Origin of the sequence: Mesorhizobium sp. NPDC059025, from assembly GCF_042739655.1 — a bacterium.
In the GTDB taxonomy this organism is placed as follows: domain Bacteria; phylum Pseudomonadota; class Alphaproteobacteria; order Rhizobiales; family Rhizobiaceae; genus Mesorhizobium.
Genome location: NZ_JBHYIM010000005.1, coordinates 154865 through 179331 on the forward strand (window position 1 = coordinate 154865; position 24467 = coordinate 179331).

Annotated in this window: 21 protein-coding genes and 1 tRNA gene; 16 read left to right on the forward strand and 6 right to left on the reverse strand. The window is 62.9% G+C overall.

The genetic code is table 11. The features are described from left to right. The first annotated feature begins 62 nt into the window (after nucleotides 1-62). From ACFWYE_RS14345 to ACFWYE_RS14400, 12 genes are all read left to right on the forward strand, one after another. Nucleotides 63-1079, forward strand: coding sequence for an alpha/beta fold hydrolase (locus ACFWYE_RS14345; protein WP_379112176.1), 1017 nt, complete (start codon nucleotides 63-65; stop codon nucleotides 1077-1079). A gap of 42 nt (nucleotides 1080-1121) precedes the next feature. After that, nucleotides 1122-2330, forward strand: coding sequence for a transporter substrate-binding domain-containing protein (locus ACFWYE_RS14350; RefSeq protein ID WP_379064337.1), 1209 nt, complete (start codon nucleotides 1122-1124; stop codon nucleotides 2328-2330). Nucleotides 2331-2348: 18 nt separating this feature from the next. Beyond that, entirely contained in the window at nucleotides 2349-3017 is a 669-nt protein-coding gene (locus ACFWYE_RS14355) for an ANTAR domain-containing response regulator (RefSeq protein WP_379112178.1), read from the forward strand. A gap of 232 nt (nucleotides 3018-3249) precedes the next feature. After that, nucleotides 3250-4497, forward strand: coding sequence for a transporter substrate-binding domain-containing protein (locus ACFWYE_RS14360; protein WP_379112180.1), 1248 nt, complete (start codon nucleotides 3250-3252; stop codon nucleotides 4495-4497). A gap of 65 nt (nucleotides 4498-4562) precedes the next feature. Then, entirely contained in the window at nucleotides 4563-5432 is an 870-nt protein-coding gene (gene urtB / locus ACFWYE_RS14365; protein ID WP_144377591.1) for an urea ABC transporter permease subunit UrtB, read from the forward strand. A gap of 31 nt (nucleotides 5433-5463) precedes the next feature. Beyond that, complete coding sequence (gene urtC, locus ACFWYE_RS14370; protein WP_379112182.1) at nucleotides 5464-6696, forward strand: urea ABC transporter permease subunit UrtC; 1233 nt, start codon at nucleotides 5464-5466, stop codon at nucleotides 6694-6696. Beyond that, entirely contained in the window at nucleotides 6693-7451 is a 759-nt protein-coding gene (gene urtD / locus ACFWYE_RS14375; protein ID WP_379112184.1) for an urea ABC transporter ATP-binding protein UrtD, read from the forward strand. The genes urtC and urtD overlap by 4 nt, the downstream gene beginning before the upstream one ends. Further along, complete coding sequence (gene urtE / locus ACFWYE_RS14380) at nucleotides 7444-8139, forward strand: urea ABC transporter ATP-binding subunit UrtE (RefSeq protein ID WP_379112186.1); 696 nt, start codon at nucleotides 7444-7446, stop codon at nucleotides 8137-8139. The genes urtD and urtE overlap by 8 nt, the downstream gene beginning before the upstream one ends. A gap of 70 nt (nucleotides 8140-8209) precedes the next feature. Beyond that, nucleotides 8210-9247, forward strand: a complete 1038-nt coding sequence (locus ACFWYE_RS14385) for an aliphatic amidase (RefSeq protein WP_379064328.1) — start codon at nucleotides 8210-8212, stop codon at nucleotides 9245-9247. 157 nt (nucleotides 9248-9404) lie between these two features. Continuing rightward, the gene (locus tag ACFWYE_RS14390; protein WP_379112188.1) at nucleotides 9405-10238 is read left to right on the forward strand and encodes a CbbQ/NirQ/NorQ/GpvN family protein; all 834 of its coding nucleotides are present in this window, start codon (nucleotides 9405-9407) and stop codon (nucleotides 10236-10238) included. A gap of 29 nt (nucleotides 10239-10267) precedes the next feature. Beyond that, on the forward strand, nucleotides 10268-12475 hold the full coding sequence (locus tag ACFWYE_RS14395) for a nitric oxide reductase activation protein NorD (RefSeq protein ID WP_379112190.1): 2208 nt from the start codon (nucleotides 10268-10270) through the stop codon (nucleotides 12473-12475). Nucleotides 12476-12518: 43 nt separating this feature from the next. Continuing rightward, the gene (locus ACFWYE_RS14400; RefSeq protein WP_379112191.1) at nucleotides 12519-12968 is read left to right on the forward strand and encodes a helix-turn-helix domain-containing protein; all 450 of its coding nucleotides are present in this window, start codon (nucleotides 12519-12521) and stop codon (nucleotides 12966-12968) included. A gap of 55 nt (nucleotides 12969-13023) precedes the next feature. On the opposite strand, the gene ACFWYE_RS14405 is transcribed toward ACFWYE_RS14400, so the two are convergent. Then, nucleotides 13024-14412 carry an RtcB family protein gene (locus ACFWYE_RS14405; protein ID WP_379064323.1) on the reverse strand — a complete coding sequence of 463 codons (1389 nt, stop codon included), beginning with the start codon at nucleotides 14410-14412 and terminating at the stop codon, nucleotides 13024-13026. 968 nt (nucleotides 14413-15380) lie between these two features. Further along, entirely contained in the window at nucleotides 15381-16940 is a 1560-nt protein-coding gene (locus ACFWYE_RS14410) for an RNA-binding protein (RefSeq protein ID WP_379112192.1), read from the reverse strand. Between the two features lie 209 nt (nucleotides 16941-17149). Here ACFWYE_RS14410 and rtcR point away from each other — a divergent pair, with 209 nt between their 5' ends. The 3 genes from rtcR (at nucleotide 17150) to ACFWYE_RS14425 (ending at nucleotide 19801) form a co-directional block, all read left to right on the forward strand. After that, a complete protein-coding gene (gene rtcR, locus ACFWYE_RS14415) occupies nucleotides 17150-18763 on the forward strand; it encodes an RNA repair transcriptional activator RtcR (RefSeq protein WP_379112193.1) in 1614 nt (537 codons plus the stop codon). 124 nt (nucleotides 18764-18887) lie between these two features. Beyond that, nucleotides 18888-18964, forward strand: a tRNA-Arg gene (locus tag ACFWYE_RS14420). 366 nt (nucleotides 18965-19330) lie between these two features. Then, the gene (locus ACFWYE_RS14425) at nucleotides 19331-19801 is read left to right on the forward strand and encodes a hypothetical protein (protein ID WP_379112195.1); all 471 of its coding nucleotides are present in this window, start codon (nucleotides 19331-19333) and stop codon (nucleotides 19799-19801) included. A gap of 169 nt (nucleotides 19802-19970) precedes the next feature. Here the strand turns inward: ACFWYE_RS14425 and ACFWYE_RS14430 are convergent, their stop codons facing one another. After that, entirely contained in the window at nucleotides 19971-20540 is a 570-nt protein-coding gene (locus ACFWYE_RS14430; RefSeq protein WP_379112197.1) for a dihydrofolate reductase family protein, read from the reverse strand. A gap of 140 nt (nucleotides 20541-20680) precedes the next feature. Here ACFWYE_RS14430 and ACFWYE_RS14435 point away from each other — a divergent pair, with 140 nt between their 5' ends. After that, nucleotides 20681-21370, forward strand: coding sequence for a helix-turn-helix domain-containing protein (locus ACFWYE_RS14435; protein ID WP_379112199.1), 690 nt, complete (start codon nucleotides 20681-20683; stop codon nucleotides 21368-21370). Nucleotides 21371-21382: 12 nt separating this feature from the next. Here the strand turns inward: ACFWYE_RS14435 and ACFWYE_RS14440 are convergent, their stop codons facing one another. The 3 genes from ACFWYE_RS14440 to ACFWYE_RS14450 all read right to left on the reverse strand — a co-directional run bounded on the left by ACFWYE_RS14440 (nucleotide 21383) and on the right by ACFWYE_RS14450 (nucleotide 24391). Continuing rightward, complete coding sequence (locus ACFWYE_RS14440) at nucleotides 21383-21790, reverse strand: nuclear transport factor 2 family protein (RefSeq protein WP_379112201.1); 408 nt, start codon at nucleotides 21788-21790, stop codon at nucleotides 21383-21385. 315 nt (nucleotides 21791-22105) lie between these two features. Further along, nucleotides 22106-23269, reverse strand: coding sequence for a pyridoxal phosphate-dependent aminotransferase (locus ACFWYE_RS14445; RefSeq protein WP_379112202.1), 1164 nt, complete (start codon nucleotides 23267-23269; stop codon nucleotides 22106-22108). 360 nt (nucleotides 23270-23629) lie between these two features. After that, entirely contained in the window at nucleotides 23630-24391 is a 762-nt protein-coding gene (locus ACFWYE_RS14450; protein ID WP_379112203.1) for a GGDEF domain-containing protein, read from the reverse strand. Nucleotides 24392-24467: the final 76 nt, after the last annotated feature.

The following is a 24467-nucleotide window of genomic DNA, read 5'->3' on the forward strand; positions in this document are numbered from 1 at the left end:
CGGGCGGGGCCTGACGAACAGGCCTCGCCCACCTTCTGTTCGCAAGTAAAGGAAACTGCCTGATGCCTGACTATGAGATCTACTCGCTGGGCGATCTTGTCCTGCAACGCGGGGCGACGCTGCGCGACGCCAAGCTTGCCTACAAGACCTTCGGCAAGCTGAACGCCAGGAAGGACAACGTCATCGTCTTTCCGACCTGGTATTCCGGCCAGCACGTCGACAATGAATGGCTGATCGGCAAGGGCATGACGCTCGACCCGGCCAAATATTTCATCATCATCCCGAACATGTTCGGCAACGGGCTGTCGTCGTCGCCCAGCAACACGCCGGAACCCTACAACAAGTCACGCTTCCCGCAGGTGACGGCCTACGACAATGTCCGCGCCCAGCACCAGCTGGTCACCGAGAAATTCGGCGTCAAGAAGCTGAAGCTGGTGGTCGGCTGGTCGATGGGCGCCTTGCAGACCTTCCACTGGGGGGCGATGTATCCCGATATGGTCGAGCGCATCGCGCCGTTCTGCGGTTCCGCCAAATGCTCGCGCCACAATTTCGTGTTCCTGGAAGGCGTCAAGGCAGCACTCACCGCCGATTCCGCCTGGAACAATGGCTGGTACGACGACAAGCCGGAGAAGGGTCTGCGCGCCATGGCCCGCGTCTATGCCGGCTGGGGCTTCTCGCAGGCCTTCTATCGGCAGGAGCTCGACCTCAAGGCGCTCGGCCATTCCTCGCTGGAGGATTTCCTGGTCTCCTTCTGGGAAGGTTTTTTCCTGCCCAAGGACGCCAACAACCTTTTGACCATGTTGTGGACCTGGCAGAACGGCGACATCAGCGACAACGAGCTCTACAGGGGCGATTTCAAGAAGGCGCTCAAGGCCATCAAGGCCAAGGCCTTCGTCATGCCCGGCCGCACCGATCTCTACTTCCCGCCGGAAGACAGCGAGTTCGAAGTGGCCAACATGCCGAACGCCAGGTTCCTTCCGTTCGAGTCGGTCTGGGGGCATTTCGCGGGCGGGCCGGGAACCAGCCCGAACGATGTCAAATTCCTCGACGGCAAGCTGAAGGAACTTCTGGCCAGTTGACCCGTAGGGCGGCCGGCCCCAAGCTGCGCGGCCGGCCGCGGCATGCATCAAAAACAAGAACCAAGCGGCACTGGGGAATCGTGGGAGCGTATATTGGCGAGATCAAGCAATACCTCCGAACCGTGGCGCGTCGGCGTCCTCTTCTCGCGTACCGGCTTCATGGCCGTGATCGAGGAGACGCAGCTGCGCGGCACGCTGACGGCGATCGAAGAAATCAACGCTGCGGGCGGTATCAACGGCCGGCCGCTCGAGCCGGTGGTTTACGATCCCGGCTCAGAGGCGAGCGCCTTCGGCCGCTATGCCAAGAAGCTGATGGTCGAGGATGGCGTCTCGACCATCTTCGGCTGCTACACCTCGTCCAGCCGGAAGGCTGTGCTGCCGGTGGTCGAAAGGCTGAACGGGCTGCTGTGGTATCCGACGCTCTATGAGGGTTTCGAGTTCTCGCCCAACGTCATCTACACCGGGGCGACGCCGAACCAGAACAGCGTCGAGCTGTGCCGCATCCTGATGGAGCGCTACGGAACCCGCTTCTATTTCATCGGCGCCGACTACATCTATCCGCGCGAATCCAATCGCATCATGCGTGAATTGATCCGCAACAGCGGCGGCACGGTCGTCGGCGAATCCTATGTGCGCATGGGCGCTTCGCGGGAGGAGTTCCTGCCGGTGATGCGCGACGTCAAGCGCGCGCAGCCAGATGTCATCTTCTCCACCGTCGTCGGCGACGGCACCGTCTATCTCTACCAGGCCTATGCCGATCTCGGGCTCGACCCGAAGGTCATGCCGATCGCGTCGCTGACCACGACGGAGGCCGAGATCCGCGCCATGGGCTTCGACGTCGGCGAGGGTCACATCACCGCGGCACCCTATTTCCAGGGCGTCGGCAATGAACGCAATTCATCCTTCGTGCGTGACTACAAGAAACGCTACGGCGATGACGAGCCGACCAACATGTGCCTGGAAGCTTCCTATTTCCAGGTCAACGCCTTCGCCAAGACGCTGGAGCAGACCAACTCGATGGACACCGAGATCCTGCGCGCGTCGGTGATGGGATCGGAGTTCGAAGCGCCGCAGGGCGATGTCGCGATCAACCCGATCTGGGGGCATGCCGACCTGTGGACGCGCATCGGTCGCGCCAACCGGCAAGGCCAGTTCGACCTCGTCTATGAATCGCCATCCTGCGTCCTCTCGGACCCCTATCTGCTGGGTTACGGGCGCAGCCTTGGCCAGAAAAATCTCGAGCTCGCATAGCGCGGCGGGGAGGAGAGAATGCAGGAAACCATCGACATCGCAAGATTTGCCCGCGAACGGCAGGGCGCAGGCACCAGGAAGGACGCGGGCGGCCGTGACGCGCCTTCCGGCCCGTCATCATCGCGTTCGTTCTGGAACCTCAAGGTTGCGGTCATCGTCGACCGCAACGACGACGGCGAACGGCTGATCCGCGAATTGCAGCGTCTGCGCTGCGACGTGCATCACGAATGGCCGATGCCCTCGCAGATACCGGCGCAGTATGACGTCGTCTTCTGCGTGCTTTCGCCAGACCTGCCGCAGCGCCTGCCCTGGATCCCGGGCGAGCCGGCCTCGGCCCTGGTGGTCATCGATCCGGGCGCCGGCATGCTCGACCTCAACCTGCTGCACAATTGCGCGGCCCATGGCGTGCTGCACTACCCGGTGACGCCGCGCTCGGTGCAGTCGACCCTGGCGCTGGCGCGCGGGCATTTCCTCTACGAGCGCCGGTTGCGTGGGCGCATCGAGAAGCTGGACGAGAGCCTGCGCACCATGCGCAGCGTCGAAAGGGCGAAGTCATTGCTTATGCGGCTAAAGAATGTCAGCGAGGAAGAGGCCTACAACTATCTCAGGCGCCAGGCGATGGAGCGGCGCGTGACGATCGGCGCGGTGGCCAGCGCCATCATTGACTCCTACGAACTTCTTGGCTAGCGTTCGGGTATCGGCAGCAACGACGCTGCCGGCGAAATAAAGGTAACGGAACCTCACGACTTTCGCGGAAGCGGGACGTGGGGTTTTTTGTTGCGTACGACCTTACTCTAGCGAACCTTCATGGGTCGCAGCGGCGTTGCTGCCGCGAAAAAACAACAGGGCAATACGGCCTCGAGACGGTCTGCTTCGGCAGCTCGCTTCGGGGCCTTTTTTGTTTTCAGGGGAGAAGAAGGTGAAAAGCAATCGTCGCAGTTTTCTGAAGGCCACTGCCGCTTTCGGCACCGTGTCCCTCGTCGGTTTCCCGCATATCTGGAGCAAGAATTCGTCGCTGGCCTATGCCGCCGACGGCGAGATCAAGGTGGGCGTGCTGTTTTCGCTCACAGGTACCACCGCCATCATCGAGGAGTCGCTCAACAAGGCGACGATCATGGCCATCGAGGAGATCAATGCAGCCGGCGGCATCAACGGCAGGAAGATCGTGCCGGTGGTCGAGGATCCGGCTTCCGATCCGGCGACCTTCGCCGAAAAGGCGCGCAAGCTGGTGCTGTCCGACAAATGCGTCTCGGTTTTCGGCTCCTACACTTCGGCCAGCCGCAAGGCGGTGCTGCCGGTGTTCGAGAAGCAGAACAACCTCTACTGGTACCCGACCCTCTATGAGGGTCGTGAATGCTCGAAGAACGTCATCTACACCGGCGCCGTGCCGAACCAGCAGCAGGATGATTTCGTGCCATGGCTGGTCGAGAAGTTCGGCAAGCGCTGGTATCTGATCGGCTCGAACTACATCTATCCGAAGGAAGAGAACAACTACTGCAAGAAGCTGCTGGCCGAGCTCGGCGCCGAGGTGGTGGCCGAGGAATATGTGCCGCTCGGCCATTCCGAATTCTCGTCCGTCATCAACAAGCTGAAGGCCGAGAAGCCGAACGTCATCTTCTCCACGGTTGTCGGCGATTCCGTCGTGGCGCTGCACCGCCAGTACCATGCCGCCGGCCTCGATCCCGAGAAGATGCCGATGGCCAGCCTCACCACTTCCGAAAACGAGGTGGCTGCGATGGGCGGCGAGGCGGCCGCGGGCCACTTCACCTCGGCGCCTTACTTCATGGTGTGGGATTCGCCCGAGAACCACAAATTCGTCGACGCCTACAAGAAGCGCTGGGGCGGCGACAAGGTCACCCACTTCGTGTCCGAGCCGTCCTATTTCCAGATCTATCTGTTCAAGCAGGCGGTCGAGAAACTGGCCGGCTCCGACATCTCGCCTACCGCCATCCGTGAAGCGGTCAAGGGCCAGGAACTTGTCGCCCCGCAGGGCAAGGTGCGCATCGAGCCGGAGAACCTGCACAGCTGGCTGTGGCCGAAGATCGGCCAGTGCCAGGCCGACGGCCAGTTCAAGATCCTGAAGCAGTCGGCCAACTGGCTCGAGCCTTCGCCCTATAAGGCCTATCCCAACCAGCATTGCACGGCCGAAGGCCTGAAGCAGAGCTGACAATGCGATACCCGGTGGCGGGTTTCGCACCGCCACCGCCTCTCCATTCGGGAAGAAGCGGCGCCATGGAAATCTTCGTCTCCCAGATCATGACGGGCCTGAGCATCGGCTCCATCCTGCTGTTGGTCGCGCTCGGCCTCGCCATCATCTACGGCGTCACCGGCGTCATCAACCTTGCCCATGGCGAGTTCGTCATGCTCGGCGCTTACGCGGCCTGGTTCCTGCAGACGCAGTTCGGGCTCGGCCTGCTGGCGAGCCTGGTGCCGATTTTCCTGCTTCTCGCCTTGTTCGGCTGGCTCATCGAGGCGCTGGTGATCCGCCATCTTTATGACCGGCCGCTCGACACCATCCTGGCCACCTGGGGCATCGGCGTCATGGCGCAGCAGGCGATACGCCTGACCGCCGGCGGTGAGCTGCGCTATGTGCAGATGCCGGAATCGCTGTCGCAGAGCGTCAACATCCTTGGCGCGACGGATTCCGCCTACCGCCTGTTCATCCTGTTCCTGTCGCTCGGCCTGTTCGCGCTGACATGGGGCATCTACCGCTACACCAGTTTCGGCCTGAAGCTGCGTGCCATCACCCAGAACCGCGCGGTCGCCTCGTCCTTCGGCATCAATGCCGGCCGCATCTATCGCTCGACCTTTGCTTATGGGGCGGGCATGGCCGGCCTTGCCGGCGCGCTGGTGTCGCCGCTGAAGAGCGTGTCGCCGGAGATGGGCACCACCTATGTCGTCGACGCCTTCATGGTGGTGGTGCTCGGCGGCACGCAGAGCCTGATGGGCACGCTGGCCAGCTCCGGCATCCTCGGCGAGCTGTCGGGTTACCTCGCCTTCTACTCCAACGACACGATCGCCAAGGCGCTGGTGCTGCTCGCCATCGTCGTCCTCATCCGCTTCCGGCCGCAGGGCCTGTTCACCGCCCGTGTGCGTGCCTGAGGCGACGATGTCCAATCAAGGAAACAACAGAGTGCCAGAGCAAATCCAGGAAAAGGGCGTAGCGGTTTTCCGTCCGGAATTGCGTGAAAACAAAGAACTGGAGCGTTTCCGCGTTTCCGTGAAAAACGGAAACGCTCTAGCCAGAACGAAGACCGAAATCGCGCTCTACGCGGCGGTGTGCTTGGCCATCCTGCTGGTGCCGGTGTTCCTGCAGGATGCCTTCCTGCTCAACAAATACGCCCGCTACCTCGTCTTCGGCATGCTGGCCGTCTCGCTCAGCCTGTCCTGGGGTTATGCCGGCATCCTGAACCTCGGCCAGGCCATGACCTTCGGCATCGGCTCCTACTGCATGGCGATGATGCTGAAGCTGAAGACCATTCCGGTGCACACCGGCGCCGATGGCTTGCCCGACTTCATGGTCTGGAACAACGTCACCGAACTGCCCTGGTTCTGGACGCCCTTCCATTCGCCGTTGTTCGGCGTGCTGGCGGGCATCCTTTTGCCTGCCGGCGTCGCGGCCCTGCTCGGCTGGTTCGTGTTCAAGGGCCGGGTGACCGGCGTCTACGCGGCCATCATCACGCTTGCCGCCATGGTGGTGGTGCAGCTCGTCATCATCGACCAGCAGGCCTTCACCGGTGGCTTCAACGGCATCACCGATCTCGGCCAGTTCGACATCGCCGGCATCACCTTCGATGCCTATGGCTCGTCGAGCTATTATCTCGTCGCGATCTGCCTGGCGGTCACGCTGTTCGTGGCGCTGGCCATCGCCAAAAGCAAGACCGGGCTGATCATTCAGGCGATCCGCGACGAGGAGGATCGCGTCCGTTTCTTCGGCTACGACGTTGCGCTCTACAAGATCTTCATCTTCTCCGTTTCGGCGGCGATCGCCGGCCTTGCCGGCATGCTCTACACCATCGTCATGGAGTTCGCCTCGCCGACCTTCCTCGGCGTGCCGCTGTCGCTCTCGGTCGTGATCTGGGTCGCGGTCGGTGGCCGCCAGAGCCTGCTCGGCGCCATGCTCGGTGCCCTCATCGTCACCGGCGTCCAGGGCGCGCTGTCGGAATCGGAAACCTTCCTCGACACCTGGACGCTGATCATGGGCCTGCTGTTCGTGCTGGTCGTGCTGTTCCTGCCGCAAGGCATTGCCGGCGCCTTCGCCAGCCTCGCCAAACGCTTCGAGCGGCACCGCCCGACGGCGGTCCCAAAGCCGGTGCAGCACACAGAACCGATGCCAAACGGCCGTGAGATCGAGGGCACGCGATGACCAGTGAAAATCAGTTGATCGTCGAAAACGCCAGCGTGTCCTTCAGCGGCTTCCGCGCCGTGTCGGACCTCTGCCTCAAGGTCCGTGCCGGCGAGCTGCGCTGCCTGATCGGCCCCAACGGCGCCGGCAAGACCACCGCGCTCGATCTGATCTGCGGCAAGACAAGGCTGTCGGGCGGCGAAATCATGTTCAAGGGCAAGCCCATTCACCGGCTCAGCGAACACGCCATCGCGCGTGCCGGCATCGGCCGCAAGTTCCAGGTGCCCAGCGTGTTCCGGGCGCTCAGCGTGCGCGACAATCTGCATATCGGCCATTCGAGAAAGCCCGGCGTGCTCGCCAATCTGGCGATCTTCGGCCAGGGCGGCGACACCGACGACACAGAGCGGCTCGCCGAACTGGTCGGCCTGGAGGACGAGCTCGACACGCCGGCCGCGCATCTTTCGCATGGGCAGACCCAGTGGCTGGAGATCGCGCTGATCCTGGCGCAGGACCCGTCGCTGATCCTGATGGACGAACCGACCGCCGGCATGACGGCGCAGGAAACCAGGAAGACGGCGCAGCTCTTCAACCGGCTCGGTGGCCGCCACACGCTGATCGTCGTCGAGCACGACATGGGCTTCGTGCGCGACATCGCCCAGACCATCTCGGTGATGCATCAGGGCAAGCTGCTGGCTGAAGGCAGCATCGCCGACATCGAAAGCAACCAGGCGGTGCGCGACGCCTATCTCGGTTCCGGAGGGATCGGCCATGCTTGAGTTAGCCAATGTCGATGGCTTCTATGGCCGCAGCCGCGCCCTGCAGTCGGTGTCCATGACGGTCGAACAAGGCGACTTCTTCTCCGTGCTCGGCCGCAACGGCGTCGGCAAGACCACGCTGCTGCGCACCATGCTCGGCCTGATGAGCCGCACCTCCGGTTCGATCCGCCTCGACGGCGAGGAACTGGTGGCAAAGCCAACCCATGAGCGCGCGCTGGCCGGCCTTGGCTACGTGCCGCAGGGGCGCGGCATCCTGCCGGGCTTCACCGTGCGCGAGAACCTGATGGTCGGCACGTTCGCCGCCAAGGGTGGTGGTGGCCGTATCGCCGAATGGGTGCTCGACCTGTTCCCGATCCTCAAGGAATTCCTCAACCGCCGCGGCGGCAACCTGTCCGGCGGCCAGCAGCAGCAACTGGCGATCGCCCGGGCGCTGCTGTCGGAACCCAAGGTGATGCTGCTCGACGAGCCGACCGAAGGCATCCAGCCCAACATCGTCGAGCAGATCGAGGAGGTGCTGATCGACCTCAACCGCAAGCAGGGGCTGACCGTCGTGCTGGTCGAGCAGAACATCGCCTTTGCCCGCCGCGCCTCGAAGCATTTCGCGATCCTCAATCGCGGCAGCGTCGCCGTCGGCGGCGCCATTCACGAACTAAGCGACGACCTCATCCACAAACATCTCGTCGTCTAGGCACCGGAGCACGACCCCCAGGGATCATGTCCCAACAAAACGTTCAGCAACCACAGGAGGAGACTGAAAAATGTACCATGGCGATATTTCGAGCAGCAACGACACCGTCGGTGTTGCCGTCGTCAACTACAAGATGCCGCGGCTGCATACGCGCGAAGAAGTGCTCGCCAATGCCCGCAAGATCGCCGACATGGTGGAAGGCATGAAGCGCGGTCTGCCCGGCATGGATCTGGTGATCTTCCCGGAATATTCCACGCACGGCATCATGTACGACCAGAAGGAGATGTACGAGACCGCCTCGGCCGTTCCAGGCGAGGAAACCAGGATCTTCGCCGAGGCGTGCAGGAAGGCGCGTGTCTGGGGCGTGTTCTCGCTGACCGGCGAGCGCCATGAGGAGCACCCCAACAAGGCGCCCTACAACACGTTGATCCTGATGAACGACAAGGGCGAGATCGTGCAGAAATATCGCAAGATCATGCCCTGGGTACCGATCGAGGGCTGGTATCCCGGCGACTGCACCTATGTCTCCGATGGCCCGAAGGGGTTGAAGATCTCGCTCATCATCTGCGACGACGGCAACTATCCCGAGATCTGGCGCGATTGCGCCATGCGCGGGGCAGAGCTGATCATACGCTGCCAGGGTTATATGTATCCGGCTAAGGAACAGCAGATCCTGATCTCGAAATCGATGGCCTGGGCCAACAACGTCTATGTCGCGGTCGCCAATGCCGCCGGCTTCGACGGCGTCTATTCCTATTTCGGCCATTCGGCGATCATCGGCTTCGACGGCCGCACGCTCGGCGAATGCGGCACCGAGGAGAACGGCATCCAGTATGCCCAGCTGTCGACCTCGCTGCTGCGCGACGCGCGCCGCAACATGCAGTCACAGAACCATCTCTTCAAGCTGCTGCATCGCGGTTACACCGGCCTGATCAATTCCGGTGACGACACCCGCGGCCATGCCGTGTGCCCGTACAACTTCTACCACCAGTGGATCACCGATCCGGAAGGCACGCGCGAAAAGGTCGAGGCAATGACCCGCCAGACGGTCGGCACGCCGGAAAGCCCGATCGAAGGCATTCCGAACAAGGTGGCGGCGCACCGCTGAACGGCGCGGCCACTGGCGTGTCGCGGCAGGCGAGGGGTCGCGGCACGCTTTGGCGTCGAATTTTCTCATAGGCACTCTCCATGGCGGCTCATCCGGCGTCTCCTCGAGGGAGGAACGTGGGTGAGAAATTTGACCAGTATTCGCATCGAGGTTGGAAATGCACAGCACCGGCGGCGCCAAATCCGCTCACGATCCCGCGCTCGACGATTTCAGGATCGACCGGGAACCCTATTACCGCTCTGTCGGGCACGAGGTCGCGCTGTTCGAGGCGGCCTATGGCGCGCGCATGCCGGTCATGCTCAAGGGGCCGACCGGCTGCGGCAAGACCCGCTTCGTCGAACACATGGCCTGGCGGCTCCAGCGGCCTTTGGTCACCGTTTCCTGCCATGAGGACATGACCGCTTCGGATCTCGTCGGGCGCTATCTGCTCGATGCCGACGGCACGGTCTGGCATGACGGGCCGCTGACGCTTGCCGTGCGTTCCGGTGCCATCTGCTATCTCGACGAGATCGTCGAGGCGCGGCAGGACACCACCGTCGTCATCCATTCGCTGACCGACGACCGCCGCATCCTGCCGCTCGAAAAGAAGAACGAGGTCTTGAGGGCGCATCCCGATTTCCAGCTCGTCATCTCCTACAACCCCGGCTACCAGAGCGTGCTGAAGGACCTGAAGGAATCGACCAAGCAGCGTTTCGCGGCGATCGCCTTCACCTATCCCAACGCCGCGATCGAGGCGGAGATCGTGGCCTCGGAAGCCGGCGTCAAACGGCCGGTCGCCGAAACGCTGGTGCGCATTGCCCAGCGCTCGCGCAATCTGAAAGGACACGGGCTGGAAGAGGGCGCCTCGACGCGCATGCTGATCAATGCCGGCCAGCTCGTCGCCGGCGGCATCGCGCTCGATCAGGCCTGCGAGGTGGCGCTGGTGCTGCCGATCACCGACGATGCCGACATGCGCGACGCGCTCAGCGCCGCGATCGCGGCCTGTCTCTGACGGCGATGATCGCTGGGCAGAAGACGACCATGCAGCCGGACGCCGCTTTGCGTTCCGCCTTTCCCGGCGATCTCTACGAATCCTGGGGCGAGGTCTGCCGCCGCCTTGCCGGCGCCGGTTACGGCGATGTCGTCACCGACAGCTATCTGAGGCATTCGCCCGAACTCGCACGCCTGGCCTCGCCGCAGGCGGCGATCGCCTTGGCCGCGATCGTGTCGGGCCTGGCGATCCGCGCCGGCCGCCGCGCGGCGTCTCTGGCGCCTGTCGCGGCGATCGTCGCGGCAAGACGCTATACCGATGCCGCATCGCTGCAGGAATGGCTGCGGCTCATCGAGCAGGTCGGCGAGCAGGCACCGGAATCGGCGGGAGCGCTGCTCGACCAGACCGCCAGCCTGACCGCGCGCCTCGACGTGCGGGCGCTGGCGTCCTGGATGCGGATCGGCCTGCGTTCGAACCATGGCGAGCCGGAGCGGCGCCTGCGCTTCTTTACGCTGGAAGATCCCAATGCGCGGCGCTGGCTGCTACGCGAAAGCGGCGAGGTCGGCTTTCTCGACCTCGAGGCGAGGCTCAAGCCCTATCTGGCCGCCCTGTGGGGCGAGACGCCGCCGATGCGCGAGACACCGGCCAATGCGCCCGAACAGGCGAGGCGCAGGCCAGGTTTCGACGGCAGCGTCGTCAGGCTGCCTGCCGCCTATCCGGGCTTCTCCGGCAGCGACAGCGAAAAACTCTACCGCGCCGCCGTCGCCCATATCGGCGCCCACCTCAAACTCTCGCACGAACGCTTTCCGGTCGGCGCCCTGAAGCCGGCGCAGATAGCGCTGGTGTCGCTGATCGAGGATGCCAGGGTCGAGCGGCTGGCGATGCGCGAGCTGCCGGGGCTCAGCCGCCTGTTCACACCCTTCCATGTGGCGGAAGCATCCGGCACCGCCACCGCGCCCGGCCTGTTCGCGCGGCTGGCGCGGGCACTCGCCGATCCGGCTTATGACGATCCCGATCCCTGGGTGCAGAAGGGCCGACGCGCCTTCTTCGAGGCAGAGGCCGAGTGGGGCAACCAGCAGCTCAGCCGCCGCATCGGCGACCTGCTCGGCAACGATCTCGGCCAGATGCGCGTGCAGTTCGATCCGAAGAACTATGTCGTGCAGCCGCCTTATCGCGACGATAATCTCGGCCTGTGGGATTTCGGCGACGACGACCAGCAGCAATCGTCGGAAGCCGAGCAGGTGCTGTCTTCGGCACGCATCCGTCAGGAGCTGGACGACAGCCGTCCGCCCGATCGCACCGAAACCGAAATGGGCGACACCGGTGGACGCGTCGAGGTGATCGAGCAGGCGCAGGACGGCGTGCTCGTCGCCCGTTATCCCGAATATGACTATGTCGCCGCGCGCGATCAGCCCGAATGGACATCGGTCAAGGAATACGCCCCGAAAGTCGCCGCCAACGGTGCGGTCGCGCGGCTTGCCGAGGAGCATGCCGATCTCGTCGCTCGGGTGAAGGCGCTGATCCGCTCCGCCCGTGTCAGTCGCGCCGAACGCCTGCGCCGCCAGCCGGAAGGCGAGTTCCTCGACATGGACGCCTGCATCGAGGCGACGGTCGCCCGTCGCATCGGCGAGGCAGCCGACCATCGCATCCATGGCCGCTATGAGCGGCGCAGCCGCGACCTGTCTGTGCTGCTGCTGCTCGACATCTCGCAGTCGACTGCCGAGAAGGTGCGCGGCTCGATGCGCACGGTGCTGGATGTCGAGCGCCAGTCGGCGGCCCTGCTGGCCAGGGCGATGGCCGGACTGGGCGATCCCTTCGCCATCGCAGCCTTCTGTTCCGACAAGCGCGATGATGTACGCTATCTCCGCATCAAGGATTTCAGCCAGACCTATGACGATCTTGTCGATGCGCGGCTCGATGGCCTGGAAAGCGGGCTCTCCACCCGCATCGGCGCCGCCATGCGCCATGCCGGCTCCGATCTTGCCCGCGAGCGCAGCTACCGGCGCCTGCTGCTCGTCGTCACCGACGGCGAGCCGTCCGATATCGATGTCGAGGACCGCCAGTATCTGGTCGAGGATGCGCGCAAGGCGGTGCATCACCTGAATCGTTTCGGCATCGATACGTTCTGTGTCGGACTGGATTCGAATGCGGACTCCTATCTCGGCCGCATCTTCGGCCAACGCAACGCCATCACCATCGCAGCGGTCGAGCGGCTGACCGATCTTTTGCCGAAACTCTATCTGACGCTGAGCCGATGACACGCATCGCGGGAGCGCCGGGAAACCAGTGAAGGGGAAGCAGATGCACCATACGGAAACCGCCGACATCGCGGCGCGACTGCTGGGCCTGCGCCAGCTCCGCAACGTCACCCAGATGGAGCTGGCCACCCATATCGGCGTTTCCTACCAGCAGCTGCAGAAATACGAACGCGGCCGCAACCGCATCTCGCCGGCAATGCTGCAGCGCTGCGCCGCCTATCTCGGCGTGCCGATCGACTATTTCTTCTCCGAGCATGCGAGGTTGTCCAATCTCGCCACCCGCGTGCGCAGAGGCGGCAGCGCCGCAAGAGATGGCATTGCCGGGCTCGACCCGTCGGACTGGAAGATGTGGCAGGAGTTCTCGGCGTTGCCGTCCACCATGCAGCAATCGATCCGTTCGCTGGTCGCCGACATCCACGATATGCATCTGGGACAAAAGGGAGTTGACGAGCGAAAGCCGGCGCGTCCCACGCGCGCTGCTGCTGTCGCGTAGGCGGGTCGGGTGTCGCGGTTGCCGGGACTATGCATCCCGGCAACCGGTGAGCGCCTTAGGAACGCTGCTTCTTCTTGCGCCAGGGCGCGTTGACTTCCCAGTCTCCGGCCATGATGCAGCCATAGGGCAGCACCTCGTCGACGATCTCGGCGAGATCGTAATGTTCGATCTGCCGGCGGACTGCCGCGGCGTTCTTGTAGGCACTGGGCAGTTCGGAGATGTCGGTCACGCCGCAGAAGAAGCGGGCGTCGATGCCCCTGGTCTCTTCGGCGAAGATCTCCTCGTTCGTCCGTCCCGCCTTCTGCCTGCGGTGCTGGGTGCGCGAGAAATTGCGCCCGGCACCGTGCGGCGAGAAGCCCAGTCCGTTCGGGGCGTTCTTCCCGCGGGCGATCAGCACCGGCTCCGCCATGTTGAGCGGGATCAGCGTCAGCTCCGTCGCGTCATCGGCCCAGTTGTCGAAGGCCGGCGTCGCACCCTTGCCGTGGTAGAACAGCCCGTCGGAACGCCTGAAGACGAAGTTGTGCTCGTTCCAGAACCGGTCCGCGACCTTGGCCGACAGGCGTTCGGCGGCCATGTCATGGATCAACTCGTGGTTCGCCTTCGTCCAGGCGCGGATCGTCTGCAGGGCTTCCCAGTAGTCCTCGCCCTCGCTTGTGTCGGCCGGGATCCAGGCATTCTGGGGCAGCGTCTCAGGCGAGAGCTGCTTGCGGTAGCTCTCGGCGATCTTCATGCCCTTGCTGTAGAGCCTGGCGCCCGGGGCTCGCGAGCCATGATGGGTCACCAGTGCCGTTTCTCCCGTCGACTTGATCGTGCCGACGAAGGCGAAATGGTTGCCGTCTCCCTGCGTGCCGAAATGCTCGATCGCGGCGCTCATGACGTCGCGCAGCAACGGGTTGGCGTCGATGCGCTCGGCAACATCCTTCGGCGGCCGCACCTGCTGGCCACGCGGCCGGCCGCCCGGACCAAAATGCGTCACGGCGTGAACGGCATCGAGCAGTGCAGCTGGCGCCACGCCCGGAAAGGTCGAGATCGCCATCGAGCAGCAGATGTCGGCCGAATGCATGCCGGGGTGGATGGCCTCGGAGATCGCCACGCCACCGACCGGGATCGTGCCGGATGGACCGGCAGGGCACGCATCGGGCATGATCGCGCCGGCCTTGATGACCGGCGTGCGCATCAGCTCCGTCATGCTCCGGCTCACCGCCTCGACATTGGCGGCTTCCTCGGGCGTTTCCGCTTCGATGTTCACGTGGAAAGGCACCGACCCGGCAGGATGCAGGGCAATCACCGGCGGCGGCGCGAAGCCCTGCGCCACCTGCATCGCTTCATCCATCGAGCCGCCGCGTTCGAGCACGGCATTGGCCGCGGCCAGCGCCTTGCCGAACCACTTGCCCTGCGCCAGTCCGGCGTCGATCAGATCCTGTCCACTCAATACGTCAACCATAACCTCATTCCCTTCAATCGATCGTGATGGCCGAATAGCGGCCAGGATCGGCAAGACTTGTTCCGCCACTTCGCAACCGCTGCGAAGGAAGGACACGAACCTTCACGTCTTTCGACACCTGCCTGCGCAGGTCGCGTCTACCTGTAGTCTGGCCTGCATCCGCCATTCGGCCAGGAAGACGACAAGTCCCTGCAGGACAATTCGGCGGAAGCCGCCTGGCGGATTCGAACCGCCAATCCCAATGTAGTCCTGCGTTCATTCGTCTTCCCCGCGAACACGGCGACAAGATTTGCGAGACAGTACTGAGCTACTTTTCCGGAAAATCCGGAAAGGGGTGGATTGAACACCCGACCTCCTGCCTCTCTCAAGGCAGGCGCTCTATCCCTGTAGTCCCGCAGGCATTCGCCGCACCGGCGACGAGATCGGCAAGACCGTTTCTGCTGCGCCACTTCGCCCGACGGCGAAGGGATGATTTGAACATCCGACCTCCCGTCTTGCGACGGGCGCGCTACCTGTAGTCCTGCCAGCATTCGCCGGTTATTCGTAGCCGCGGCGACAAGGATGGACGAAACTCCGGGATCCCGCTCGTGCCAGAGAGCGCCTGCAAGGCGAGGAGTCGAACCTCGCGGATTTTCCGATGAGTGCTGTAGTTCCGTCCGGCATTCGCCGCGTCTGTCTTTCTGTAGCTTCCAATGATCCGAGGTCATGACGACAAGAATGATGAAACGTCGCCGGTCCGTTCGGATCGGCACCTGCTCTAACCGCTGAGCTACGGACCCGTATCTGGTGGATCCGGCGGGATTCGAACCCGCGACCTGGAGGGTAACAGCCTGTAGTTCCATCGGCATTCGTCATGCCTTGTTCGATATCTCCGTTTATCGATCCCGGCGGATCATCCGCCGGGATCGTCGCTGGGGCGTTTCCATTTTTCATGGAAACGCTGAAACGCTGTAACTCTTTGTCTTGCTCTAAAGTTCGGTCGCCTCGATGGTGCGGACCCAATGGTCCGGGTCGCCCTTCGAGGAGAGCATTGTCCCGACCACGTCGAAGACCCTGTCGGAGAAACCGCCGACATTCAGGATGTCGGCTTCCGGCTTGGCCTGCACCGTGGTGTAGGGCTGGATGTCGATGCAGACCAGCTTCGCCCCAGGATTCAGCGCCTTGAGCTTGCGCCATTCCTGTATCGTCGCCGTTCCCTGGTGCGGATGGGAGGTCCCATCAACCCAGGACTGGTTGTCCGAAACGAACACCACGAGGTCGACCTTGGCACGCTCCTTGACCAGGCGGGCGAGCGGAGCCGAGCAGTTGGTTCCGCCTCCACCGACCGCTGCAAGCTTCTGTGCGTTGGTCATCACCGAGTCGCGAGCGTTGAGGCGGACATCCACCACATCGTTCTCGAACGGCAGCACCTTCGCCGTCGGGTTGCGCCGCAGCAGCGCCGCCGCCACCAGGGCCGCCACGTCGATGCAGCGCACGACCGAGGTCGACCCCTTGCGGTGGCCGGTCACGGGCGAACCCATCGAGCCCGACACGTCGGGCGCCACCACGACATGGCCGTTCACCTCGGGTACGTTGCCGAGCGCGACTTCCATCGCGTACTGCAACGCATCCCGCACGACATCCGGCACACCGGTGCCGATGGTGCTGAATGCAACCATCAGCTGGTAGGGAAAGACGCGCGCGCGCTTCACCTCCATCGGATCACGCAGCCGAGCCGCCAGCTTCTCGGCGAAACCCTCCACCTCGAACACGCCATTGCGTGCAAAGGTGTTGAGGTTCTGCCGCAGCATCTGCCATCCGGCCGTCTCCGCGATCTGCACCCAATGCGCCTTCGTCAGCGGCATCGAGGTCAGCATCTGGAACGGCACTTCAGGCGCCGGCAGCGACGGATCGCGCTTGAAGGCCTCGAAGGCCTTCACCAGATCCGGCAGCGCCAGCACGTCATGCGGCTTGCCGATCAGGTAGCCGTAAAGCGCTGCACGTGAGGCCGAAGCCGGCTTCGGGTGCATCATCTTCACGACATCGGCTAGCGAAGGGTCGTTGCCGACGGCAGCCCGCATGATCTCGAGGTCCGAGGCGCGCTCGAGCCAGTTGAGCACGAGGCGCTTCGGGCGCGTTCCAAGCGACTTGCGTCCGACCGCTCCCGAGCGCATGACCTGCACGAAGTTGCGCAGCATGCGCCCGTTCTTCACCACTCGCGTGAAGGCGCGTTCGAAGGCGTCGCCCTGCATCATCGACAGCACAGCCAGCAGCAACGCCGGCATGTCCTTCATGTATCCGGTCTCGTAGGCATGCACGGCGGTCTTCGCCAGGAATTCCGGCTCGACCTGCCAGGCCAGCTTCAGAACCTCGTCCAGCTGCTCCCGCGGCTCGGCATAGAAGGTCGCGTTCATCGTTCCCGTCGATGCCAGCTGCGCCAGGGCCTGGTGCGGTGTCAGGGCATAGGCCTGGGCACCCGCATGGTTCATGGCGTCAGCGCGCGGGAGCAGCTTTCCCTTGATCGTCGCAAACACGGATTTGTTTGCCATTGTTCTCGTTCCTTCTGTTCACGCCATCTACATTCCAAGTTGCGTGCCAACTTGCATGCCAAGCACCGGACGAAGGCTCGAATTCTTCGTAATAGTATGATTCTGCTACCATAAAAAAATCATGCCGGTTCGCTGTTCAAAGCGGCGCGATTGAGTTGGTTCCTGGTTCGTGATATTGAGAGATAAGAGATTAGATTTTTGGATAAGAAATGCGCCGTCGGGTCGCTATCGGTTTTCTTGGGACCACGCTGGATATGGGGCGAGGCGGGCGCTGGCAGCGCTGGCGCCCGACCGTCGCACTATGCCAGCAGCCCGACCTCTTCATCGACCGGCTCGAACTGATCCATGGCACAGGATCGGCCGCCGGGCTGGCAGCGCAGGTGACGGCCGACATCGGCGACGTCTCCCCTGCGACCGAGGTGCGGTCGCATGTGATCGACTTCAGGGATCCGTGGGATTTCAGCGAGGTCTACACCAGCCTGCACGCATTTGCCCGCGGTTATCCGTTCGATCCGGACCGCGAGGACTATCTCGTCAACATCACCACCGGCACGCATGTCGCGCAGATCTGCTGGTTCTTGCTCACCGAGGCGCATTTCATTCCGGCGCGGCTGCTGCAGCTTTCGCCGCCGAAGGATCGCGGCGAAGGCGGCAGCGTCGCCGGCAGTCATTCGATCATCGATCTTGATCTCTCGCGCTACGATGCGATCGCGACGCGCTTCGCCGCCGAGCGCGAGGATGCCGCGTCCTTTCTCAAGTCAGGCATCGCCACCCGCAATCCCTCCTTCAACTCCATGATCGACCAGATCGAGAAGGTTGCGATCCGCTCGCGTGCGCCGGTGCTTCTGACGGGCCCGACCGGAGCCGGAAAGTCGCAGCTTGCGAGGCGGATCTACGAGCTGAAGAAAGCCCAGCACCAGGTCAGCGGCGCTTTTGTCGAGGTCAATTGCGCGACGCTGCGCGGTGACCAGGCAATGTCCACCCTGTTCGGTCACGTGAAGGGCGCCTTCACCGGTGCGCAGGCCGCCCGCGCCGGATTGATGAAGGCGGCGGACAGGGGCGTGCTGTTTCTCGACGAGATCGGCGAGCTCGGTCCCGACGAACAGGCGATGTGCCTGCGGGCGATCGAGGAGAAGCGTTTCCTTCCGGTCGGAGCCGACCAGGATGTCGCTTCGGACTTCCAGCTGCTGGCCGGTACCAACAGGGATCTCTCCGTTGCGGTCAGGGAAGGGCGCTTCAGGGAGGATCTGTTCGCGCGGCTCAACCTGTGGACGTTCAGGCTTCCGGCGCTGAGGGATCGTCGCGAAGACATCGAGCCGAATCTCGACTTCGAGCTCAGGCGGTTCTCCGAACGCGAAGGGCAGAACGTGACCTTCAACAGGGAGGCTCGTGACCTCTATCTCGCCTTCGCTATGATGCCGGACGCCGCCTGGCGCGCGAACTTTCGCGATCTCTCGGCATCGGTGACGCGCATGGCGACGCTGGCGCCGGAGGGGCGCATCAACGAGCAAACCGTTCGCGACGAGATCGGCCGTCTCAGGCAACTATGGTCGACGGGCGAGGTTGAGGCATCACCAGACAGGGGTTTGCAGGCGATCCTTGGGGCGGACAGCGTCGAGGCGATTGACCTGTTCGATCGCGCGCAACTGGCGGCGGTGATCGATGTGTGCCGCCAAAGCGCCTCGATCAGCGCTGCCGGCCGCAAGCTCTTTGCCGCCTCCCGTCTCCAGAAGACAAGCGGCAACGATGCCGACCGCCTGCGCAAATATCTCCTGCGGTTCGGGTTGGCGTTCGAGGACCTGACCCCGACGCCGGACAGATGACCCCTCGCTATTGAAGGCAAGGTCTTTCCCCATTTCTGCATTGAAGCAGGGCCCGGCTTCGTCTATGAAGCCGGTGACCGGCTCCAACGGGCTGGTTCGTTTTCTGGATCTCGCGATCCCGGAAGCACCCGTAGCTCAGCTGGATAGAGTACTGCCCTCCGAAGGCAGGGGTCACAGGTTCGAATCCTGTCGGGTGCGCCAGCTTTCCATTTAGGTTGCGAGCTTGGCAGACTTTTTACTCGCCGAGCACATCAAACTTAAAACCTATACTGGCGCAAGGTCGGCCTTTCGACGCTTTACCCCTGTCATGACCCCTCTCGTGGTTGGCGCCTCTGATGTCTCGCCGTCGACGACGATGCAGCCACACCGCTGGCATTATGTAACGGTATCTGCCGAAACCATACCTTGAAAACCATCGGCACCTACCAGCGGAGATCACGTCAGGGCCTATGGTAGGACGTGGCGCCAGCGGATCGGCCACCATGTCTGCCTGAGCCAATCCGATCGGAAATCGACGCCTTGCACGACATGCGCGAATGATGCTTTCTTCCGATGTGGGAGGAACCTATGGCAGATTCGAAGGCCAAGATTGCTCATGACAGAGCAAACGAAAGGTATGAACGACAAACAGACGCGGGAATTCAGTTCGCCAAACAGTCTTTTCAAGCACTTTTGCTGCTGAACGGCGGTGCTTGCATTGCGCTTCTCGGCTTCCTTGCTAACACTTTTGCTAAAGAAAACATGCCGCAGGCGCAGCAACATCTTCTCGCAAGCATGGTTGCATCCTTGCGTTGGTTTGCGCTTGGTGCCTTTGTGACGGTGCTCGCGACCGTAGTGGCTTTCCTGTCCAATCGGGGTTATGCCGATGAAGGTTTGGCGAGAGCTCGAATTGATATTCCGCCATACCTCGTCGAGACGCGAGCCTCACGCATATGGCATCTTTGGGCAACCGCTACATTTTTGGTTTCGTTGATAGGAGCATTGGCAGGCTTGGGTTTCTTTATGGTTGGCCTAATGTCGATCAACGCTTTTATCTAATGGGAAGGTCGCCAAGCCGGGCATCGGCGAGCCCATTCTGTCGACTACAGTCTCCGATATCGTAAGGCGGGTGTGTTCCACATCGAGCCATCTGTCCTCCACAACCAAGTTTCGGACCGGCGCGATCACATTCCGATGACCGCGCGCCGCCGCTTCCCTCGGCATGGAGCTACGCGTTGACGTATCGCAGCAGGGTGATGCCGTCGCCGAACTGTTCGTTCTCGACCAGCGCCAGCCTCTGCGCGTGGTTTTCGGGAAACAGGCGGATGCCGCGCCCGAGGACGGTCGGGTACACCATCAGGCGGTATTCGTCGATCAGGCCATGAGGGGCCAGCTGATGGACGATCGAGGCGCTCCCGTAGATCAGGATGTCACCCTTCGCCTCGGCCTTGATGGATTTCGCCGCCTCGATGAGATCGCCGGCGATCAGCGTGGAATTGTTCCAGCCGGCGGTTTTCAGCGTGGTGCTGGCCACGAACTTGGGCATGGTGTTGATGCGCGCGGCGAAGCCTTCGGGATCGTTGACCGTTGGCCAGACCGCCGCAAAGCCGTCATAGGTCACGCGGCCCAGGATCAGCGCTTCGGCATCCATCAGCTCCTGATGTTTGAACCGGTCCCCCTTGGGTCCGCGGCTGAAAGGGCCGGTCCAGTCGCCAAGGCCTGAGCCTTCCATGCCGACGGGATCCTGGATGACGCCGTCGACGGAAATGTATTGGGTCGTGATGATCTTGTTGGTCATGATCGTCTCCTGTTGGATGTGGGCAAGAGCTACGATGACCTGGGGGCCGGGTCTTGAAAGAAAGCGACAGCGAGGTCTCCCCGCCCGGCGAGCTGGGTGCACACTTTGCAGCCTGTCGGCGGACGGAGTAGGTTCAGCCGATGGAGTGGGCAACCAGGATCTTCTCGGTTGAAAGCCGCACGGAGCCGTCGGAGTTCGTCGAACGGATCTGGCGGACATGGAGCGTGCCCGAAGAGAACATGCTGTCGGTGGCGTTGCCTCACTGGCAGATCGTCGTCGTCAAACCTGCGAACGGCCGGCCGATGACGGTCGTGCGTGGACCGGAGACGACGACGAGCGTGACCGGCATACCGCAGGATGCGGAATTCATCGGCATCGAGTTCAAGCTCGGCGCGTTCATGCCCACAGTCGCGCTCGACGCACTGGTCAATGTCGGGCGGGAACTGGACGCCGTTTCGGCCAGCAGGGTCGCCTTCGCAGGAAGAAGCTGGGAAATCCCGAACTTCGACAATGCCTTCGATTTCGTCGAACATCTCGTGCGCGAGGGTGCGCTGGTCCGCGATCCGGTCGTGCAGCAGGCGATGCTGCGCAAGCCGGTAGCCGTCACCGAACGGTCGGTGCAGCGGCGCTTCCTGCGTGCAACCGGACTGACCTATGGCACGGTGCGCCAGATCGAGCGGGCGGAGCGCACGGTCGAACTGCTGTCGGCAGGGGTGTCGATCCTCGATACCGTCGACATTGCTGGCTATTCCGACCAGGCGCATATGACGCGATCGCTGCAGCGCTTCGTCGGCAGGACGCCCGGGCAACTGGCCGTACGCACGCGATAGCCCCGCATCGCCCTAGCCGGCAGCCGGGATCGAATGATGCTCATGCATGAAAAGCCATCGGTCTCCGGCCTTGCGCAAACCGATGGTCAGCCGGAAATCCAGGTCGCTGGCTTGCCCGTTCTCGACGACGACACAGCGCATCAGGGCAACGGCGAAAGCGACGTCGGTGCCTGCCGTGACGTGGAGCTCGCGAATGTCGAAAACCGGAGGCGTGGGCGAAGCCGCGAAGAACAATGGCCAGGTCGCCCGATAGGCTTCGATGCCCCTGCACCACAGCGGTGGCGGCAGGTCGAACATGACAAAGTCGTCGGCGTGGTCTCGAAGGATCGCGGCCATGTCCTTGCGTCGCACGGCCGCGGCCCAGGCTTCGATCTGTTGCCGGATCTGCGCCTCGTTGTCGGCAGCCAGGTCGTCGCTCATGGTCATGCCCCCTAATGGAATTGAGACAGGTGATGCCTGCTGTCGCGGAAGCGATTTCCGGAACCGGTCTCCTGAACTCGGACCGGATAGGCCCAACAATTTAGCAAATCTAATAATTAGTTAATCTAACAATATTGGCAGCGAAATAAATGTCAAGCGATCCGAAGGAGGCGTCATCGGCGCGATGGCACCGCGCTGCTGCACTCGCCGCGCTGGCAAGAAATCGCGGAGGGTGAGACACCCCGGCGACGACTGGTCGGTCCGTCTGCCGCGAATTTCGCCCTGGATCACGCGACATGCCCAGCGGGCAGGGCGTTACAGGCCGTTGAAAAAGGCCGTCAGCCGTTTCATCCCTTCTTCCAGCCGCTCGTTCGATTCCGAGCCGAAGCAGATGCGCAGATGGCCTTCGCCGGCCTCGCCGTAGAAGCTTCCCGCCTCGACCACCACGTGCGCTTCCCGCAATATCCTGTCGGCGAGTTCCTGCGACGGGATGCCGGTCTCGCTGATGTCGGGAAAGGCATAGATCGTGCCTTGCGGCAGCGCGCAGCGTACGCCGGGCATCTGGTTGAGCGAGCGCACCACGAAGTCGCGCTTGCCGCGGTCTTCCGCGACAAGCCCTTCGAGCACGGCCTCCGGTCCTTCGATCGCGGCGCGGGCGCCATCCTGGACGAAGGTGTTGACGTGCGTCACGTCGTTCATGGCGATCTTCAGCAGGGCCGGCATCAGCCATTGCGGTGCCGCGAGATAACCGATGCGCCAGCCGTCCATGGCGTAGGATTTGGTGAAGGCGAACATCGTCACCGTGCGGTCCTGCATGCCGTCCAGCGCGGCGATGCTGATGTGCCGGGCGCCGTCATAGACGATGTCCTCGTAGACTTCGTCGGCAATGACGATGAGGTCATGGCGTGTCGCCACATCCGCGAGCGCCTGCAGTTCGACACGGCTGTAGACGCGTCCGGTCGGGTTCGACGGGTTGACCAGCACGATCGCACGGGTGCGGGGAGTGATCCTGGCCTCGATCGCCGCGGCGTGGATGGTGTAGTTGTCCTTAGCGTCGAGCGTCGCAAACACCGGCACCGCACCGGCCAGCTCGATCTTGCCGACATGCTGCGGATAGTGCGGCTGCAGCAGGATGACCTCGTCACCGGGATCGAACATCGCCATGAAGGCGACGAAGGCAGCGTGGGTGACGCCGTTGGTGACCAGCACATCCTGCGGGCCTGCCTTGATGCCGTTCTGCCGTGTGAGCTTGGCAGCCAGGGTTTCGCGCAGTTCCAGCGTGCCGCGCGGATCCGAGTAATGGACCTTGCCGGCGTTGAGCGCCGCGATCGTCGCCTGCTTGATGTGGGCCGGCGTGTCGGCATGTGGCCTGCCGACCTCGAGATGAATGAGGTCTTCGCCGGCAAGGCGTGCCGCCTTGTCATACATGCCGAAGCTTTTGGCGGATGTCTGCGATATCCGCTTGGCGACGCGACGCATCTTCAATCTCCTGGGCGAGAAGCCTGTTGCGCCGGAAGCGCGGCTTGGCGGCTCACAGATCCATTCCACCTCGCGGCGGAACACCTTGTGCCAACTGTAAGCGAGGCTGAAAGGCGCTGTAAAGAAACTTTGATCAAAAAATCAAAAAAGCTCCGACGCTTGATGAAAGTGTGGTGATCGCGAAAGTGCGCGTCCAATGCGGTGAAAGCGGGCGAGGATTCCATACCTGGCGCCGATTGTCCTTCGCGCCGCCTGGCATCCAGGCGGTAGGGCAAACGTCAAAAGCCCGCGCGGCTGCACGGGCTTCTCTGAAATGGTTGGCGCTGCAATGTCGGATTGCCGCCCGGGCGGAGCGGGCCCCTAACTGTCGATGATCAGCCGCTTGATCTCCAGGCCGCCCGACTGGCGCTTGGCGGATTCAAGCTGCTTGTCGGCGACGCGCAGCAGTTCGGTGACGGTGGTGGCGTCCTCGAAGGAAATCCCGCCGACCTGCACGGCCAGTTCGATTGCTTTCCCCTGTGGCGCGAGAAAGACCTTGGCCACTTCATCGCGGATGCGCTGACCGACGTCCCGGGCTTCCTCTTCGCTGGCGTGATGCAGGAATATACCGAACTCCGTTTCGCCGAGCCGGCCGACGAAATCCTCCTTGCGCACCGATGCACGGATCGTCGTCGCTATCTGTCTCAGCGCTTCATTGGCCCATTCGAAACCATATTGCTTCGCGGTGGACTGAAGTTGGCCGGCGTTGACCACCAGCAAAGCGCCTCGCGGGCGGGTTGGTCCCATCGGTGCACGGATGCGGCGATCCACAAGGGAAGAAAACACGTCGGCGTGGTAGAACTCCGTTGTCCTGTCGTGGCTGGCCGAATGGGTCAGCTTTCTCCTGAGCCGGCGAATCTCATCGATCTTCAAGCTGAGCAGTGTGAAGACGGGCACGCCAATGATGACAGGCACCGCGAATGCGGTGATGGTTGTTTTTTGTATGGGGGTGAAGGCGCCGAACGACAGCAGGTAGTTGAAGATCGCGGACACACCGATGCAGACGACAGTCCCGATCAGCACCAGCTTTGCAATCAGCAGCCGGTCGGTGGGATATCGGCTTTCATGGTCCTCGTGCGCCAATTGTCGTTCTCCATGCCAACAACAGGGCGAATACACCACGATACGTTCAGCCCTGGTTTCGAGAACCGCTCGTATT